This window comes from Pseudomonas silesiensis, assembly GCF_001661075.1.
Taxonomy (GTDB): Bacteria; Pseudomonadota; Gammaproteobacteria; order Pseudomonadales; family Pseudomonadaceae; genus Aquipseudomonas; species Aquipseudomonas silesiensis.
Genome location: NZ_CP014870.1, coordinates 2,729,362 through 2,745,480, shown reverse-complemented (window position 1 = coordinate 2,745,480; position 16,119 = coordinate 2,729,362). Strand labels below are relative to the sequence as shown.

General features: G+C 61.4%; 14 protein-coding genes. 4 read left to right on the top strand and 10 right to left on the bottom strand.

All coding sequences use genetic code 11. The annotated features are described in order from the left end of the window. Together PMA3_RS12370 and PMA3_RS12365 are read left to right on the top strand one after the other, a co-directional pair. On the top strand, window positions 1-774 hold the full coding sequence (locus PMA3_RS12370) for a 3-hydroxybutyrate dehydrogenase (protein WP_064677416.1): 774 nt from the start codon (window positions 1-3) through the stop codon (window positions 772-774). A 128-nt stretch (window positions 775-902) separates the two neighbouring features. After that, the gene (locus tag PMA3_RS12365) at window positions 903-2,858 is read left to right on the top strand and encodes an acetoacetate--CoA ligase (RefSeq protein WP_064677415.1); all 1,956 of its coding nucleotides are present in this window, start codon (window positions 903-905) and stop codon (window positions 2,856-2,858) included. Window positions 2,859-2,963: 105 nt separating this feature from the next. On the opposite strand, the gene PMA3_RS12360 is transcribed toward PMA3_RS12365, so the two are convergent. After that, window positions 2,964-4,073, bottom strand: coding sequence for a PilT/PilU family type 4a pilus ATPase (locus tag PMA3_RS12360; RefSeq protein WP_064680686.1), 1,110 nt, complete (start codon window positions 4,071-4,073; stop codon window positions 2,964-2,966). Window positions 4,074-4,192: 119 nt separating this feature from the next. Between PMA3_RS12360 and PMA3_RS12355 the strand changes: the two genes are divergently transcribed. Beyond that, entirely contained in the window at window positions 4,193-6,730 is a 2,538-nt protein-coding gene (locus PMA3_RS12355) for a PAS domain-containing hybrid sensor histidine kinase/response regulator (RefSeq protein ID WP_064677414.1), read from the top strand. 67 nt (window positions 6,731-6,797) lie between these two features. Further along, on the top strand, window positions 6,798-7,073 hold the full coding sequence (locus PMA3_RS12350; RefSeq protein ID WP_028622750.1) for a peptidylprolyl isomerase: 276 nt from the start codon (window positions 6,798-6,800) through the stop codon (window positions 7,071-7,073). 142 nt (window positions 7,074-7,215) lie between these two features. On the opposite strand, the gene PMA3_RS12345 is transcribed toward PMA3_RS12350, so the two are convergent. The 9 genes from PMA3_RS12345 to PMA3_RS12305 form a co-directional block, all read right to left on the bottom strand. Further along, window positions 7,216-8,148 (bottom strand): sugar kinase, encoded by a 933-nt coding sequence (locus tag PMA3_RS12345; protein ID WP_064677413.1) that lies wholly within the window; start codon window positions 8,146-8,148, stop codon window positions 7,216-7,218. Between the two features lie 182 nt (window positions 8,149-8,330). Then, window positions 8,331-9,548 (bottom strand): amino acid deaminase, encoded by a 1,218-nt coding sequence (locus tag PMA3_RS12340; protein ID WP_064677412.1) that lies wholly within the window; start codon window positions 9,546-9,548, stop codon window positions 8,331-8,333. Between the two features lie 39 nt (window positions 9,549-9,587). Continuing rightward, on the bottom strand, window positions 9,588-10,352 hold the full coding sequence (locus PMA3_RS12335) for an IclR family transcriptional regulator (RefSeq protein WP_064677411.1): 765 nt from the start codon (window positions 10,350-10,352) through the stop codon (window positions 9,588-9,590). 146 nt (window positions 10,353-10,498) lie between these two features. Beyond that, window positions 10,499-10,888 carry a RidA family protein gene (locus tag PMA3_RS12330; protein WP_064677410.1) on the bottom strand — a complete coding sequence of 130 codons (390 nt, stop codon included), beginning with the start codon at window positions 10,886-10,888 and terminating at the stop codon, window positions 10,499-10,501. 44 nt (window positions 10,889-10,932) lie between these two features. Continuing rightward, a complete protein-coding gene (locus PMA3_RS12325) occupies window positions 10,933-11,745 on the bottom strand; it encodes an amino acid ABC transporter ATP-binding protein (RefSeq protein WP_064677409.1) in 813 nt (270 codons plus the stop codon). Beyond that, the gene (locus PMA3_RS12320; RefSeq protein WP_064677408.1) at window positions 11,742-12,404 is read right to left on the bottom strand and encodes an amino acid ABC transporter permease; all 663 of its coding nucleotides are present in this window, start codon (window positions 12,402-12,404) and stop codon (window positions 11,742-11,744) included. Before PMA3_RS12320 ends, PMA3_RS12325 begins: the two co-directional genes overlap by 4 nt. An 8-nt stretch (window positions 12,405-12,412) precedes the next feature. Beyond that, complete coding sequence (locus PMA3_RS12315; RefSeq protein ID WP_064677407.1) at window positions 12,413-13,075, bottom strand: amino acid ABC transporter permease; 663 nt, start codon at window positions 13,073-13,075, stop codon at window positions 12,413-12,415. A gap of 52 nt (window positions 13,076-13,127) precedes the next feature. Beyond that, complete coding sequence (locus PMA3_RS12310; RefSeq protein WP_064677406.1) at window positions 13,128-13,976, bottom strand: transporter substrate-binding domain-containing protein; 849 nt, start codon at window positions 13,974-13,976, stop codon at window positions 13,128-13,130. A 368-nt stretch (window positions 13,977-14,344) separates the two neighbouring features. Beyond that, a complete protein-coding gene (locus PMA3_RS12305) occupies window positions 14,345-15,904 on the bottom strand; it encodes a TerC family protein (protein WP_064677405.1) in 1,560 nt (519 codons plus the stop codon). Window positions 15,905-16,119: the final 215 nt, after the last annotated feature.

Genomic DNA, 16,119 nt, shown 5'->3' with positions numbered 1-16,119 from the left:
ATGACAACTCTTTCGGGCAAGACTGCACTGGTCACCGGTTCCACCAGCGGCATTGGCCTGGGCATCGCCCTGAGCCTGGCCAAGGCTGGCGCCAACCTGATCCTCAATGGATTCGGCGATGCCTCCACGGTGATTGCCGAAGTAGAGCAATTCGGTGGCAAGGTCGGGCATCACCCGGCTGACGTGAGCGACCCGGCACAGATTGCCGAAATGATTGCCTACGCCGAGCGCGAGTTCGGCGGCGTGGACATTCTGGTCAACAACGCCGGCATCCAGCATGTGGCTGCGGTGGAGGACTTCCCCGTGGAGCGCTGGGATTCGATCATTGCGATCAACCTGTCGTCGGTGTTCCACGGCACCCGTTTGAGCCTGCCGGGCATGCGCGCCAAGGGTTGGGGGCGGATCATCAACATCGCTTCGGTGCACGGTCAGGTCGGCTCGGTGGGCAAGGCGGCGTATGTGGCGGCCAAGCATGGGGTGATCGGCCTGACCAAGGTGGTCGGCCTGGAAACGGCCCGGTCGAATGTGACGTGCAACGCCATCTGCCCCGGCTGGGTGTTGACGCCGCTGGTGCAGAAACAGATCGACGCCCGCATCGCGACCGGGATCGAGCCACAACAGGCGCAGCATGATTTGCTGGCCGAGAAGCAGCCGTCCGGCGAGTTCGTGACACCGCCGCAATTGGGAGAGCTGGTGCTGTTTCTATGCAGCGAAGCCGGTAGCCAGGTAAGGGGCGCGGCGTGGAATATCGATGGTGGGTGGTTGGCGCAGTAACCAGCCGTTAGACCGCGTTATCGTTCTTCGCGGGCAAGCCACGCTCCCACAGGGGGATCGCATTTTTATGTGGGAGCGAGACCGGCTTGCCGGCGAAGGGGATCTGAAGATAGAAAAAGAGGCAAACCATGTCCGACATCCTCTGGCAACCCGGCGCCGAGCGCATTGGCAAGACCCGCATGGACGCCTTCCGGCGCTTCATCAATAAACGCCATCACCTCGACGTCGCCGACTACCCCGCCCTGCATCAATGGTCCATCGAGCAGCGGGTCGACTTCTGGCAGGCCATCGTCGATTTCTTCGACATCCGCTTTCACGACCAACCCGACGCGGTGCTGGTCGAAGGCGTGCAAATGCCCAGCGCCCAGTGGTTTCCCGGCGCTACCCTGAACTTCGCCGAACACCTGCTACGGCGTCGCGACGATGCCGTGGCGGTGGTGGCCATCGGTGAAAACGGTCAGCGTGAACAGTTGACCTGGGCCGAGCTGGCGGAACACGTCGCCGGTTTTCAGTACGGGTTGATCGCCGCCGGTGTCGGCCTCGGCGACCGCGTGGCCGCGTGCATGCCGAACACCTGGCAAACCCTGGTGGCCATGCTCGCCACCACCAGCCTCGGGGCAATCTGGTCCTGTTCGTCGCCGGACTTCGGCACCCAGGGGGTGGTGGATCGCTTCGGCCAGATCGAACCGAAAGTACTGGTCACCTGCGCCGGCTATCGCTATGCCGGCAAGGAGATCGACCAGACGGCCAAGATCAACGAAATACTCGCTCAACTGCCCTCCCTGCAGCAGCTGGTCGTCGTCCCTTACGCGCGGCCACAGGCACGAATCGAAGCATTCCATACCCCGGCCAACGTCACGCTCTGGGATGATTTCTACGAACCTGGCGGCGAGCCGGATTTCGTGCCCGTGCCCTTCGCTCATCCGCTGTACATCCTTTATTCCAGCGGCACCACCGGCATCCCCAAATGCATCATCCACAGCACCGGCGGTGTGCTGCTGCAACACGTCAAGGAACATGGGCTGCATTGCGACCTGGGTCCCGGCGACCGGTTGTTCTACTACACCACCTGCGGCTGGATGATGTGGAACTGGCTGGTCTCGGCCCTGGCCGTGGACAGTGCCGTGGTGCTGTATGACGGCTCACCCTTTCATCCCGGGCCGGAGCGTCTGGTCGACCTGATCGACGACGAGCGCATCAGCGTCTTCGGCACCAGCCCCAAGTACCTGGCGACCCTGGAAAGCAACGGCGTGAAGCCGCGGCAGAGCCATGACCTGGGCAGTCTGAAAACCCTGCTGTGCACCGGTTCCGCGCTGTCGCCCCAGAGCTACGACTATGTTTACCGCGACTTCAAGCGCGACCTGTGCCTGGCGTCGATGTCCGGCGGAACCGACATCGTTTCGTGCTTTGTTAACGGCAACCCGCTGCTCCCGGTTCGTCGCGGGGAAATCCAGGGCAAGAGCCTGGGCATGGCCGTCGAGGTCTGGAATGATGCGGGGATCGCTGTCATCGGGCAAAAAGGCGAGCTGGTCTGCACCCGGCATTTCCCGGCCATGCCGATCGGTCTGTGGAATGACCCCACCGGGGAAAAGCTGCGCGCGTCGTACTTCAGCCAGTTCCCCGGGGTCTGGGCCCAGGGCGATTACGCCGAACAGCTGGCCCACGGCGGGATGCTGATCCATGGGCGCTCGGACGCGGTGCTCAATCCGGGCGGCGTGCGCATTGGCACGGCGGAAATCTACCGTCAGGTGGAAAAAGTCCCCCAGGTGCTCGACAGCGTGGCCATCGGCCAACAGTGGCAGGATGATGTGCGGGTGGTGCTGTTCGTACGGTTGCGCGACGACGTCGAGCTGGACGATGCCCTGCAACAGCAGATTCGCCAAGTCATCCGCGCCAACACCACGCCACGGCATGTGCCGGCGAAGATTGTGGCGGTGACGGACATTCCACGGACGATCAGCGGCAAGGTGGTCGAGCTGGCGGTGCGCAATGTGGTGCATGGGCAACCGGTGAAGAACACCGATGCCCTGGCCAATCCCGAGGCGCTGGAGCAATTTCGCGATCGCCGCGAACTCAAAGACTGAAACCCGTCCCTGTAGGAGCCAGGCTTGCCGGCGAAGGGGCCCTGTAGGAAGCCAGGCTTGCCGGCGAAGGGGCCCTGTAGGAGCCTGGCTCCTACAGGGTACGGGTCAGTCCATCAGTCCCCATTCGCCGGGAGGGGCATGGAGCCCCGGTGACGCTTCGGCGTGCAACTTCAAGCGCAATCGCAAGTTGTTCACCGAATCCGCATGCTTGAGCGCCTCCTCCTCATCGATCGCTCCTTCGATGACCAACGCATAAAGCGCACCATCGAAGGTCTGCATCCCCGCGTCCTGCGACTTTTCCATGATCCCCTTGAGTTCGGAAAACTCGTTGCGCCGGATCAGGTCGCCGATCGTCGGCGAGCCCAGCATCACCTCCACCGCAGCCCGGCGGTGGCCGTCGCGGGTCGGCACCAGCCGCTGGGAAACGAAGGCCTTGAGGTTATTCCCCAGGTCATTGAGCAGTTGCGCGCGACGTTCTTCGGGGAAGAAATTAATAATCCGGTCCAGTGCCTGATTGGCGTTGTGCGCATGCAGCGTCGAGATCACCAGATGGCCGGTATCGGCAAACGCCAGCGCATGCTCCATGGTTTCGCGGTCGCGGATTTCGCCGATCAGCACCACGTCCGGCGCCTGGCGCAGGGTATTTTTCAGTGCGGCATGGAAACTGCGGGTATCGACGCCGACCTCACGCTGGTTGATGATCGACTTCTTGTGCCGATGGATGTACTCGACCGGGTCTTCGATGGTGATGATATGGCCGCTGCTGTGGCGGTTGCGATAGTCGATCAGTGCCGCCAGCGAAGTTGATTTGCCCGAGCCCGTCGCACCGACGAACAGCATCAGGCCTTGCTTGAGCATCACCGCTTCGAGCAATACCGAAGGCAACTTGAGGTCTTCGAAGCGCGGAATGTCGAGTTTGACGTTGCGCACCACGATGGACACATCGTTGCGCTGCTTGAAGATATTGACCCGAAAGCGCCCGATACCCGCCAACGAGATCGCCAGGTTCATCTCCAGTTCCCGATCAAACTCCAGACGCTGTTCGGCGTCCATGATGGACGCGGCAATGGCGGCAATTTCCCCGGGTTTGAACGGCTGATCGGACAGGGGCTTGAGCACGCCATCGAACCGTGCACAGGGTGGCGCGCCCGTGGACAGGTAAAGATCGGAGCCATCCTGGTGGGCCAGGACCTTCAACAATGCATCGATTTCCATGGCAAAAAGCATCCGCGAAGCATTCAATGGATAAAAATGACCCAAAACAGGTCATACAGCGTCTACCGCCATGCAAGGATAGTAGACGCCGCCTCACCGACTTAGTGCAGGACAATTTGATGAACCCATCACCGACCGGCAGCGATGCCCAGGCCTTGATCGCCAGGCTGGACTGGACATGCACGCCGCTGGGCACCGCCAGTACCTGGCCACAGAGCCTGCGCACCGCCGTGGACATCGTAATTCATTCGCCGATGCCCATGCTGTTGCTGTGGGGGCCGCAACTCACGCAGATCTACAACGATGGCTTCGCCCTGCTGGCCGGCAGCAAGCATCCACACGCTTTCGGACAACCCACGCACCAGATCTGGCCGGAACTCAAAGACTTTACCGACCCGATTTACAGCGCTGTCCTACAAGGACAAGTGCGCACCTACAGCGAGCAGCGCTTCACCTTACAACGCGATGGCCATGATTCCGACTTCTGGCTGGACCTGACCTACAGCCCCATCCGTGATGAAAGCGCCCAGGTGGCCGGGATTCTGGTCACCGCCATCGAAACCAACGAGCGTCGACGCATCGCGCTGGAACTGGAACAGCGCTCGGCGGCCAGCCTCAAGGCCCAGCATGAAACCGAGGAGCGCCTGCAACTGGCCCTGGCCGCCACCGATGCCGTCGGCACCTGGGACTGGGACATCAGCGAAGACCGTTTCATTGCCGACACCCATTTCGCTCAGTTGCACGGCGTCGACCCCTTGCTCGCCAGCCAGTTGCCCATCAGTGACTATCTGCATGCGGTACACCCGGAAGACCGCGCCATGGTCACCCGCAGCATCAAGCATTCCATTACCCACGGCACCGAATATGCCGAGGAATACCGCCTGCTGCAGCCAGACGGCCAGTTGCGCTGGGTGTTCGCCCGGGGTCGTTGCTACAAGGACCACCATGGCCGGCCGATCCGTTTCCTGGGTGCCGCCCTGGACCTGACCGAACGCAAACTCACCGAGCAGGCCTTGCGCCAGAGCCAGACCGAGCTGCAACTGATCATCAACGCGATGCCGATCCTGATCAGTTACGTCGACAGCAGCGAGCGCTTTCGCCTGAACAACGCCGCTTACCTCGACTGGTACGGTCTGACACCCCAGGAACTCTATGGTCGGACGATTCGCGAGGTACTGGGCGAAGAAGCCTACAAACTGCGTGCCGTATACATCGCCGAGGCACTGTCGGGAAAAGCCTGCTGCTTCAGCATCAGCGCCGCCCATCGCGATGGCAGCATCCGTCAGGCGTTGATGAATTACCTGCCACGTCACGGTCCGGATGGCGCGGTAAATGGCTTCTACATCTTCGTGATCGACGAAACCGAGCGCAAACAGACCGAAGAAGCCCTGCGCAATCTCAATGAAACCCTCGAAGAACGCGTCAGCGCCCGCACCCGGCAACTGGCCGAAGCCAATGAGAAACTGCTCAACGAGATGTTCGAACGCGAACGCGCCGAAGAGGCGCTACGCCATGCGCAGAAAATGGAAGCGGTGGGCCAGCTCACCGGCGGCATCGCCCATGACTTCAATAATATGCTCACCGGGATCATCGGCAGCCTCGACCTGATGCAGCGTTACATCGCCGAAGGGCGCGCCGCGGAAATCGGCCGTTTCACCGAGGCGGCGGTGTCTTCGGCTCACCGCGCCGCCGCCTTGACCCATCGGTTGCTGGCGTTTTCCCGGCGCCAGTCGCTGGACCGCAAACCGCTCGATGCCAATGAGCTGATCCATTCCCTGGAAGACCTGCTCAGCCGCACCAAAGGCGACCATATCGAGCTCAAACTGCAACTGGCCGAGGAAATCTGGCGGGTCAGCACCGACGTCAGTCAGTTGGAAAACGCCTTGCTCAACCTGGTGATCAACGCCCGGGACGCGATGCCCGATGGCGGCCAATTACTGATCGAAACCGCCAACGTATACCTCGACAGCAGCGACCTCACCACCCTGGAGCCGGTCAAGGCCGGGGATTACCTGATGATCGCCGTCAGCGACAACGGTACCGGCATGACGCCGTCGGTCCTGGCCAAGGCTTTCGATCCGTTTTTCACCACCAAGCCCATCGGCCAGGGCACCGGTCTCGGGCTGTCGATGATCTACGGTTTCGCCCAGCAGTCCGGCGGCCATGTCAGCCTGTTCAGCCTGCCGGGCCAGGGCACCAGTGTTCGCCTGTACTTGCCGCGGTTGCACCTCGCAGTGCCGGACCCTGACGTGTCGCCGGTCACCAGCGAGGCGCCAGCGGCGATTGCCGGTGAAACCGTGGTGTTGGTGGAAGACGATCCGGCGGTGCGCATGTTGGTGCTCGACCTGCTCAACGAGTTGGGTTATGACGCCCATGAAGCCGAAGACGCGAATACCGCACTGCCCTTGCTCGAATCCGACCTGCGGGTCGATCTGCTGGTGACCGATGTCGGGCTGCCGGGCATGAATGGACGGCAACTGGCGGAAATCGCCCGTCAGCACCGGCCTGATCTCAAAGTGCTGTTCATGACCGGATATGCGGAGAAGGCTGCCGAACGCCAGGGTTTCCTTGAAGAAGGCATGGACATGGTGGCCAAGCCCTTTTCCATCGAATTGCTGGCCAACAAGATTCGCACGATGATCGGTCGACCCGAGTGAGATCAGGCATAATCGCGCGCCCCCCCGCTGGCATCAACATAGCCATCACCGTTACAAGGTACCTCCAATGAAAGCTCAAGCCCGCCATATTCTGGTGAAAACCTCGGAAGAAGCCGAACAGCTCAAACAACGCATCGCCAAGGGTGAAGCGTTCGATGTGCTGGCCAAGAAGTACTCGACCTGCCCGTCCGGCAAGCGCGGCGGCGACCTGGGTGAAGTGCGGCCCGGGCAGATGGTCGGCGTGATCGATGCGGTGATCTTCAAAAAACCGCTGCGGGTGGTGCATGGGCCGGTCAAGAGCAAGTTTGGGTATCATCTGGTGCAGGTGTTTTATCGGGATTGATTGGTTGGCTTGAGGGCCCCTTCGCGAGCAAGCCCGCTCCCACATGGGTTCGGTGGTGTCACAAATGCTGTGTCCACTGACGATCGAGTGTGGGAGCGGGCTTGCTCGCGAACCGATGGCGCAGCCAGCGGCCATTCACCCTTTACTTCGGGATAAGCGCCCCCGGCACCTGAATCACCCGACTCGCCAACCGATGCCCGGCCTCGGCTGCCTCGGCCGGGCTCCCACCCTTGAGCCGACTGGCCAAATACGCCGCACTGAACGAATCCCCCGCCGCCGTGGTATCCACCACCCGCTCGACCTGCTGCGCCGGCACTTCAAACGACTCGCCACCACAGCGAATCAGACACGCTTCGGCACCGCGCTTGAGCACCACCTCCGGCGTGCCGACCTGCTCGTAAGCGGCAAACACCGCCGCACAATCGGCAAAACCAAACAACGCCTGCTCATCGTCGACAGTGAGCAACGCCAGGTCGACATACGGCAGCACGCTGCGATAGGCCACGCGCGCGTCCTCGACCGAGGCCCACAAGCGCGGCCGGTAGTTGTTGTCGAACACGATCCGCGCGTCCCGTTGCCGGGCCTCGATCAAGGTGGCCAGCAGCTTTTCCCGCCCCTGCGCACCGAGTACCGCCAGGGTGATGCCGCTGAAATACAGAATATCGTAATCCGGTAGCGCCGCCAGGATCGGTGCCGCGGCCGGGGTGGTGAAGCAATCGCGCACGGCCGCCTCGTTGCGCCAATACAGAAATCGTCGCTCGCCGGCCGCATCGGTCTGGATGCAATACAGGCCGGGCAAGCGCCCGGGCAAGCGCTGGACCATTCCCAGGCCGATGTTTTCGTCAGCCCAGCCCTGACACATGGCGTCGCTGAAACTGTCGTCGCCCAAGGCCGTGACGTAATCCACCGCGCCGCCCTCCCCCAGTTCCCGGGCCAGATAGACCGCCGCATTCAAGGTGTCACCGCCGAAGCTTTGTTGCAGGCTGCCGTCGGCGCGTTGCTGCAATTCGATCATGCATTCGCCGATCAGGGCGATGCGTGGAGTGTGGGGGCCGAGGGTGTTGATGGTGCTCATGTTGTGGGGTCTCTGGGGGTTCGTTGTTGTCTGTCAGAACGCCATCGTCGGAATGCCGCCCAGACCAAGCACGCTCCCACAGGGTTTGTGTTTGTCCGCGAATTTGCGCAGAACACTGAACCTGTGGGAGCGGGCTTGGTCTGGGCGGCATTCCGACGATGGCCGCGCCTCGGTCTGGAGCCTTAAAAACAGGTTTCCATGGTCTCGATGACATGCAACTGCTCATCCACCAGACACCCGATACGCCACTTGTCGAACGTCAGGCACGGATGGGAAGTACCAAAGGAAATAATATCCCCCACCCGCAACTCGACCCCCGACGCCACCGTCATGAACGCATGCTGGTCCATCACCGCCGTCACCTTGCAGGCGCTGACGTCATCGCCCGTCGCCGGCAACACACCGGCCTTATAGCGCAACAGCGGCACCGGCAGGCCGGCGTCGTAGGCCACGTCGCGCTTGCCCAGGGCGATCACCGCGAACCCCGGTTCCGGTAGCGACTGCACATGCGCCCAGACTTCCAGCGCCGGACGCAGGCCTTCGTGCAGGTCGCTGCGACGGTCGAGCACGCAGCACTGCGCTTCTTTATAGATACCGTGGTCGTGCGCCACATAGCTGCCGGGACGCAGCACGCTGAGGAAACGTCCGCCGGCATTCTGGGCTTCGAAGGATTCGGCGATCAGGTCGTACCAGGCCGAGCCCGAGGCGGTGATGATCGGCTTGGCGATGGCAAACGCGCCGCTGTCCTGCAGTTGCACCGCCAGACGCACCAGGGAAGCGGCGAACTCACGGATGCCCGTCACTGCATGATCACCGTGAATCACCCCTTCGTAACCTTCGATCCCGGTCAGCGCCAGGGCCGGTTGCGCGGCGATGGCCTTGGCCAGCGCGAGTACTTCCCCTTCGCTGCGGCAACCACAACGACCACCGACCACGCCGTACTCGATCATTACATTCAGGCGCACGCCGCGGGAGGCGAAATACGCGCCCAGGTCAGCGACGTTGTCCGGGTGATCGACCATGCAATAAAAGTCGAACGCCGGGTCCGCCAGCAGGTCGGCGATCAGCGCCATGTTCGGCGTGCCGACCAACTGGTTGGCCATCAACACCCGATGCACTCCGTGGGCGTAAGCCGCACGGGTCTGAGTGGCGCTGGCCAGTGTGATGCCCCAGGCACCGGCGTCGAGTTGGCGGCGGAACAGCGCAGGCGTCATGCTGGTTTTACCGTGGGGCGCCAGTTCCGCGCCGCTGTCGCTGACAAACGCCTGCATCCAGCGAATGTTGTGTTCCAGCGCCTCGCGATGCAGCACCAGCGCCGGCAGGCTGACGTCGCGCACAAGGTTGGCACCCGTATGGGCAAAGCCCTTCTCCACGGCGGCAGTATTTTTGGCAGAATACATGGTCGAACTCCTCACATTCGCGGCCGCGAGCAGCCTCGGTTATTCGTTGATGCGACGGGCCAGGCTGTTGGCGCTGGCGATCAGCACCCGGCGATAGTCATGGTAGTTGTTCCTGGCATCGGCCCGGGGGGCGACGATGCACAGGGTCGCGATGGCCACGCCGGCGGGGTCTTTGACCGGGGCGGCGAAGCAATGGGTGAAGGTGTCGGCGACGCTGTCGAAGGAGAAGAACCCATCGATGCCGGCCTGACGAATTTCCTTGAAAAATTGTTCCAGCGGCAAACGCTCGCCGTTGGGCAGGATGAAGTCGTCAGGGTCGATCAGGTCGACGATGGCCTGGTCACTCAGGTGCGCCAGCAGCAAGCGCCCGGAAGCGGTCCAGGGGATCGGCGCGTTTTCGCCGATGTCCGAGGAAATGCGAAAATGCCGCTCGCCCTCCTTCATCAGCGCCACCGTGTATTTGCGCCCGTTAAGCAGGCACATCTGCGCGGTTTCATGGGTCTGGCTGACGATCTCCTGAAGGGCGTGATCAGCCTCGCGGGTCAGGTCGAAATGACGCAAATGAGCCTGCCCTAGGAAGTACAGCTGACGGCCAAGGTAGACGTGCCCGTCCTTGCCCACGGGCTCGAGGATGCGCCGTTCGAGCAGTGAGGCGACCAGCTCGTACACCGTGGATTTCGGACTGCCGATGCCACTGGCGATTTCATTCGGGCGCAGGGGCTGGCCGATCTCCTTGAGGAAATCGAGGATATCGAACGCCCGGTCCAGACCGCGCGCCCGGCGCTTGATGGTGTCTTCGATCATGTCTTCAGGTTCCCATTCAATTTGGCCGGGAGTTTACCCAGGGTGTAGCGGCGACCGTGAGGCCGCCATCGCGGGCAAGCCTCGCTCCTACAGGTAATCGTCGTTTGTAGGAGCGAGGCTTGCCCGCGAAGAACTCACCGCAGATCTCAGGCCTTTTTCTTGTAGGCGATGCAGTCGATCTCGACCTTGCAGTCGACCATCATGTTCGCCTGCACGCAGGCACGAGCCGGGGCGTGTTCCGGTTTGAAGTATTCAGAGAAGACCTTGTTGAAACTCGTGAAATCCCGCGGATCCTCCAGCCACACGCCTGCACGCACCACATCTTCCAAGCCATAACCGGCCTCTTCGAGAATCGCGACCAGGTTCTTCATGGTCTGGTGCGTCTGCTCGGCGATGCCGCCAGTAATGATCTCGCCGTCCACCGCCGGCACCTGCCCGGAAACGTGCAACCAGCCATCGGCTTCAACGGCGCGGGCGAAAGGGCGAGGCTGACCGCCAGCGGCGGTGCTACCGGTGCCGTAACGAGTAATGCTCATGAGTGTTTCTCCTGATTTGCAAGTGAAGGTGTTTTTAAAAAAAATCAGAACCGCGTGTTCTTGAGAAATTCCGCCAGGCGTGGTGATTGCGGGCGCTCGAACAATTCCTTCGGTGGCCCTTGCTCCTCGATCCGCCCCTGATTCATGAACACGATCTTGTCCGACACCTCGAAGGCGAAGCGCATTTCGTGGGTCACCAGCAGCATGGTCATGCCGTCTTCGGCCAGGCCCTTGATCACGTTCAACACTTCGCCCACCAGTTCCGGATCGAGGGCCGAGGTCACTTCGTCGAACAACATCAGGCTCGGGTTCATCGCAATCGCCCGGGCAATCGCCACGCGCTGTTGCTGGCCGCCGGACAACTGACCGGGGTAGTGGTCACGGCGGTCCAGCAGCCCGACCCGCTCCAGCCATTTTTCCGCCAGGGTCACCGCCTCGTCCTTGTGCAGCTTCTTGACCTTGAGCAACCCGAGGGTAACGTTCTGCAACGCCGTGAGGTGCGGAAACAGGTTGAACTGCTGGAACGCCATGCCGGTCATGGCCCGATGACGGGCGATGACTTTCTCTGGATGGCGCACGCGCTTGCCGTTGACTTCGTCATAACCGATGGATTCGCCGTCGAGCAGGATCTGTCCGCCCTGGAACTCTTCGAGCATGTTCACGCAGCGCAGCAGCGTGGTCTTGCCCGAGCCGCTGGAGCCGATCAGCGTCACGACGTTGCCGCGCTGCATGGTCAGGTCGACGCCCTTGAGCACTTCGAGTTGGCCGTATTGTTTGTGCAAGCCACGAATGTCCAGCAGGGGCTGGCCGTTTTGCGCCCTGGGGTCTGTTGCATTGGAGCGTTGAGTTTGAGTCATGGCAGGGCCACCCGCTTTTCAATGTGCCGGCCGAGTAATTCGATGCCGTAGTTGATGACGAAAAACAGCAAACCGGCGAACAGGTAAAACTCCAGGGTCATGAAGGTACGGGCGATGATCTGCTGGGTGCTGAGCAGCAACTCGGCCACGCCGATCACCGACAGCAAGGTCGAGGCTTTGACGATCTCGGTGGACGAGTTGACCCAGGTCGGCAAGATCTGCCGCAGCGCCTGAGGCAACAGCACGTAACCGAGAGATTGAAAGAACGTCAGGCCGATGGCCTTGCTCGCTTCCATCTGGCCGCTGGGCAACGCTTGCAAGGCGCCGCGCACGATCTCGGCCACGTGAGAGCCGCAGAACAGCGTCAACCCCAACGCACCCGCCTGGAATGCACTGATCTGCCAACCCAGCGCCGGCGCCACGTAGAAGCAGGCCAGCACCAGAACGAACACCGGCGTGCCGCGAATGACGTCGACGTAAAACCGAAACGGTGCGCGCATCCAGAACTTGCCGTAGGTCAGCACCAGACCGGTAACGATGCCGACCATCGTGCCCAGCACAATCGCCAGGGCCGACACCTGCACACTGGTCAAAAAGCCCTGCCACAGCACTTCCCGCGCCACCCACAACTCATGCAACCAACTGGGGGATTCGTACATGGGACCTCCTATCGGCGAATCGCCAGGCGTTGCTCGAAGTAACGCAGCAGCATGGCAATGAGGTAACAGGCCGCCACATAGAGCGCCGTGGTCACCAGCCAGGTCTCGATCACCCGGTAGCTCTCGACATTGATCTTGCGCGCGTAATAGGTCAGCTCCGGCACGGCAATCGCCGCCGCCAGCGAGGTGTCCTTGAACAGCGAAATGAAATTGTTCGACAGCGCCGGCAGCACATTGCGCAACATCACCGGCACCGTGACATAGGCCTTGACCTGCCACTCACCGAGTCCGATGGCCAACCCGGCTTCGCGCTGCCCCTTGGGAATGCTCAACAGCCCGCCGCGGAACACTTCGGTCAGGTAAGCCCCGGCATACAGCGACAGGGTGATAATGAACGACGGGATCTTGTCCAGGCGAATGCCCAGGCTCGGCAAGGCGAAGTAGATCAACAGAATCAACACCAGGATCGGCGTATTGCGAACCACCGTCACATACACCGACGCCAGCACCCGCAACGCGCGATGCCTGGACAGCAAGGCAAACGCCATCAACAGGCCGATCACGCAGCCGATGGCGATCGACACCAGCGCCAGCTGCAGACCCAGGCCGAGCCCCACCAGCAAGGTATCGAAATCGCGCCACACGGCGGCAAAATTCAACTGATAGTTCATGGTCAGCAATACCTTGAGCGGGGCGCGTCATGGGCGCCCCACTCCCACGGGATCATTTATATTCGGCGGGAAAACCAATGGCCGGGGTGGGCAGATCGACACCAAACCATTGCTTGAACGACGCCGCGTAGGTCGGGAATTCAACGCCGGTCATGGCTTCATGCAAGGCGGTGTTGACGAAATTCAACCAGTCCTGATCGCCGCGCTTGACTGCACAGGCGTAGGTTTGCGGGCTCCATGCGTACGCCGGGGTGCGATAGCGCCCCTGGTTCTGCACCATCAGGTATTTGACCGACGACTGATCGGTCGCCGCAGCATCGGCACGGCCGGAATTTACCGCCTGGTACATCAAGTCCACGCTGTCGTACTGATCGACCTTGGCCTTGGGCAACGCCTGGTGCACCAATTCTTCGGCATACACGTTCTGCAGCACCGCTACGGTCACGTCGTCGCCGGCGGCCCGGAGGTCTTCAATCTCCTTGTACTTGCTGTTGGCGGGCAACAACAAGCCGACACCTTCGCGGTAGTACGGAAGTGTAAACGCCACTTGCTGCGCCCGGCTGGCGGTCACGGTAATGAACTGGCAACTCATGTCGACCTTGTCAGTCAGCAGATTCGGAATCCGCGCATCGGACGACTGCACCACGAACTCAACCTTGCTCGGATCGTTGAACAAGCCCTTGGCGACCATCCGCGCGATATCGATATCGAACCCCTGCAACTTGCCGTCCGCGCCCTGGAAGTGCCACGGCGCATTGGTACTGCCCGTACCGACGATCAACTTCCCGCGGGCCAGCACACTGTCGAGCTTGTTATCTGCAGCCTGGGCAACCCCAACGGCAGCAGCCGAAGCCGCGAAGAGAAAAACACATGCTTTGAACAAGGAAGGTCGACGATGCATGGCAAGCACTCCAGGATGATGTGTATTCCGCTATGCCGGAACATGGTATGTAACAACGGAATAAGCAGCAGAAAGTGTGCCATAGGATGTGCGGGGAATGTTGGGGAGATTGAAAAGTGTTGGGAAACAGGGTGATGGATAGAAACGAGGAAAAGGATGTTACGAAACCACAATCTGGAAACGCTACCGATGGCTACGCAGGGCGGGTATCAGGTTCACATTTGGCGCTCTGACCTGCGGCATGCGTCGTTTGAAAGGTCGCATTCGCGAGCAAGCCCGCTCCCACATTTGACCGCGTTCGCCAGTAAGACTCGGTCATATGTGGGAGGGGGCTTGCTCGCGAAGGGGCCTTCACAAGCGGCGCAGATTTACCCGCCGACAGGTGCCAGCAACACCCTTGTCACCCGCCGCTCTTCAACCGCCATCACCGTCAATCGCCAGCCTTCCCATTCATGGCTGTCACCGATCATCGGCAGCCGATCCAGCACGCTCACCACCAGTCCCGCAAGGGTCTGGTAGTCGTCGGTCGGTTCTGCCGCAAAGCCGGTGCGCTGGCGCACCCGCGCCAGGTTCAACGCACCGCTGACCACAAACCCGCCCTGCTCTTCGACCACATCCGGACCTTCGATTTCGCTAGCATCGGGCAGTTCGCCAGCGATCGATTCGAGAATGTCGGTCATGGTCAGCACGCCGACGAAGTCGCCGAACTCATTGACCACGAAGGCAATGTGGGTCGAGGCCTTGCGCATCTGTTCCAGGGCATTGAGGATCGAGTAGCTGTCCAGCAAGTTGATGGTCTTGCGCGCCAGGTCCTCCAGGCCGGGTTCGTTGCCGGCCAGGTATTCCTTGAGCAGTTCCTTTTTATGCACGAAACCCAATGGCTCATCCACCGCCCCGTCGCGGATCAGCGGCAGGCGCGAGTAGGACGAATGCATCAGCCGTGTGCGAATGGTCTCGGCATCGTCGGCCAGGTCGATATGATCGACGTCGGCGCGCACGGTCATCAGGGTACGGATCGGTCGCTCGGCCAGTTGCAACACGCCGCTGATCATCACCCGTTCACGACGGTCGAACAGCTCGCCGCCGGGCACTTCACCGTTGTCCAGCATATCGGCGATTTCCTCGCCGACTTCCTCTGCCGCCAGCTTGCGACCACCGAGCAAACGCATCACCGCGTGGGCCGTGCGTTCACGCATTGGCCGCAGGCCCTGCATGGAGCGCTTGCGCCGGGCCCGGGCGATCTGGTTGAAGACTTCGATCAGGATCGAGAAGCCGATGGCCGCGTACAGGTAGCCCTTGGGTATGTGAAAGCCCAGGCCTTCGGCGGTCAGGGCGAAGCCGATCATCATCAGGAAGCCCAGACAGAGCATGATCACCGTCGGGTGCGCATTGACGAATCGGGTCAACGGTTTGCTGGCAACGATCATCAGGCCAATGGAGATGATCACCGCGATCATCATCACCGCCAACTCATCGACCATGCCCACGGCGGTAATCACCGCGTCCAGGGAGAACACGGCATCGAGGACCACGATCTGCGCCACGATCGGCCAGAACAGGGCGTAAGCCGTGTTGGACGAGCGCTCGCCGACATGGCCTTCGAGACGTTCGTGCAATTCCATGGTGGCCTTGAACAACAGGAACACACCACCGAACAGCATGATCAGGTCGCGGCCGGAGAAACTCTTGTCGAACACCTCGAACAGCGGCTGAGTCAGGGTGACCAGCCAGGAAATACTCGCCAGCAGGCCCAGGCGCATCAACAAGGCCAGGGACAGGCCGATGATTCGCGCACGGTCGCGCTGCTCGGGCGGCAGTTTGTCGGCGAGGATGGCGATAAACACCAGGTTGTCGATGCCCAGCACCAGCTCCAGCACGATCAGGGTCAACAAGCCCAGCCAGGCGGTGGGGTCAGCTATCCATTCCATGAAAACGTCTCGCTCTCTTCAGTGATTGTCAGAATGCCGGGCACGGCAAGGTGCGGCGCGGAGGCCGTGGGGTTGCAGAGGCAAGGACGTTCGGGATTCGGAAGACCGGGTGTTTCGCGTGCATCAAGAACGCGTGGTAGCGCGAGGAGTAAGGATAACCGGGGGGCTCCAAGAGGGTGTTCATGCAGGTCCTGAAAGAAAGAAGGCCTTGGAGC

Bases quoted from the DNA above. Each gene is read 5' to 3' on its own strand.
- PMA3_RS12370 (WP_064677416.1), top strand. From the start codon at position 1: ATGACAACTCTTTCGGGCAAGACTGCACTGGTCACCGGTTCCACCAGC.
- PMA3_RS12365 (WP_064677415.1), top strand. From the start codon at position 903: ATGTCCGACATCCTCTGGCAACCCGGCGCCGAGCGCATTGGCAAGACC.
- PMA3_RS12360 (WP_064680686.1), bottom strand. From the start codon at position 4,073: ATGGAAATCGATGCATTGTTGAAGGTCCTGGCCCACCAGGATGGCTCC.
- PMA3_RS12355 (WP_064677414.1), top strand. From the start codon at position 4,193: ATGAACCCATCACCGACCGGCAGCGATGCCCAGGCCTTGATCGCCAGG.
- PMA3_RS12350 (WP_028622750.1), top strand. From the start codon at position 6,798: ATGAAAGCTCAAGCCCGCCATATTCTGGTGAAAACCTCGGAAGAAGCC.
- PMA3_RS12345 (WP_064677413.1), bottom strand. From the start codon at position 8,148: ATGAGCACCATCAACACCCTCGGCCCCCACACTCCACGCATCGCCCTG.
- PMA3_RS12340 (WP_064677412.1), bottom strand. From the start codon at position 9,548: ATGTATTCTGCCAAAAATACTGCCGCCGTGGAGAAGGGCTTTGCCCAT.
- PMA3_RS12335 (WP_064677411.1), bottom strand. From the start codon at position 10,352: ATGATCGAAGACACCATCAAGCGCCGGGCGCGCGGTCTGGACCGGGCG.
- PMA3_RS12330 (WP_064677410.1), bottom strand. From the start codon at position 10,888: ATGAGCATTACTCGTTACGGCACCGGTAGCACCGCCGCTGGCGGTCAG.
- PMA3_RS12325 (WP_064677409.1), bottom strand. From the start codon at position 11,745: ATGACTCAAACTCAACGCTCCAATGCAACAGACCCCAGGGCGCAAAAC.
- PMA3_RS12320 (WP_064677408.1), bottom strand. From the start codon at position 12,404: ATGTACGAATCCCCCAGTTGGTTGCATGAGTTGTGGGTGGCGCGGGAA.
- PMA3_RS12315 (WP_064677407.1), bottom strand. From the start codon at position 13,075: ATGAACTATCAGTTGAATTTTGCCGCCGTGTGGCGCGATTTCGATACC.
- PMA3_RS12310 (WP_064677406.1), bottom strand. From the start codon at position 13,976: ATGCATCGTCGACCTTCCTTGTTCAAAGCATGTGTTTTTCTCTTCGCG.
- PMA3_RS12305 (WP_064677405.1), bottom strand. From the start codon at position 15,904: ATGGAATGGATAGCTGACCCCACCGCCTGGCTGGGCTTGTTGACCCTG.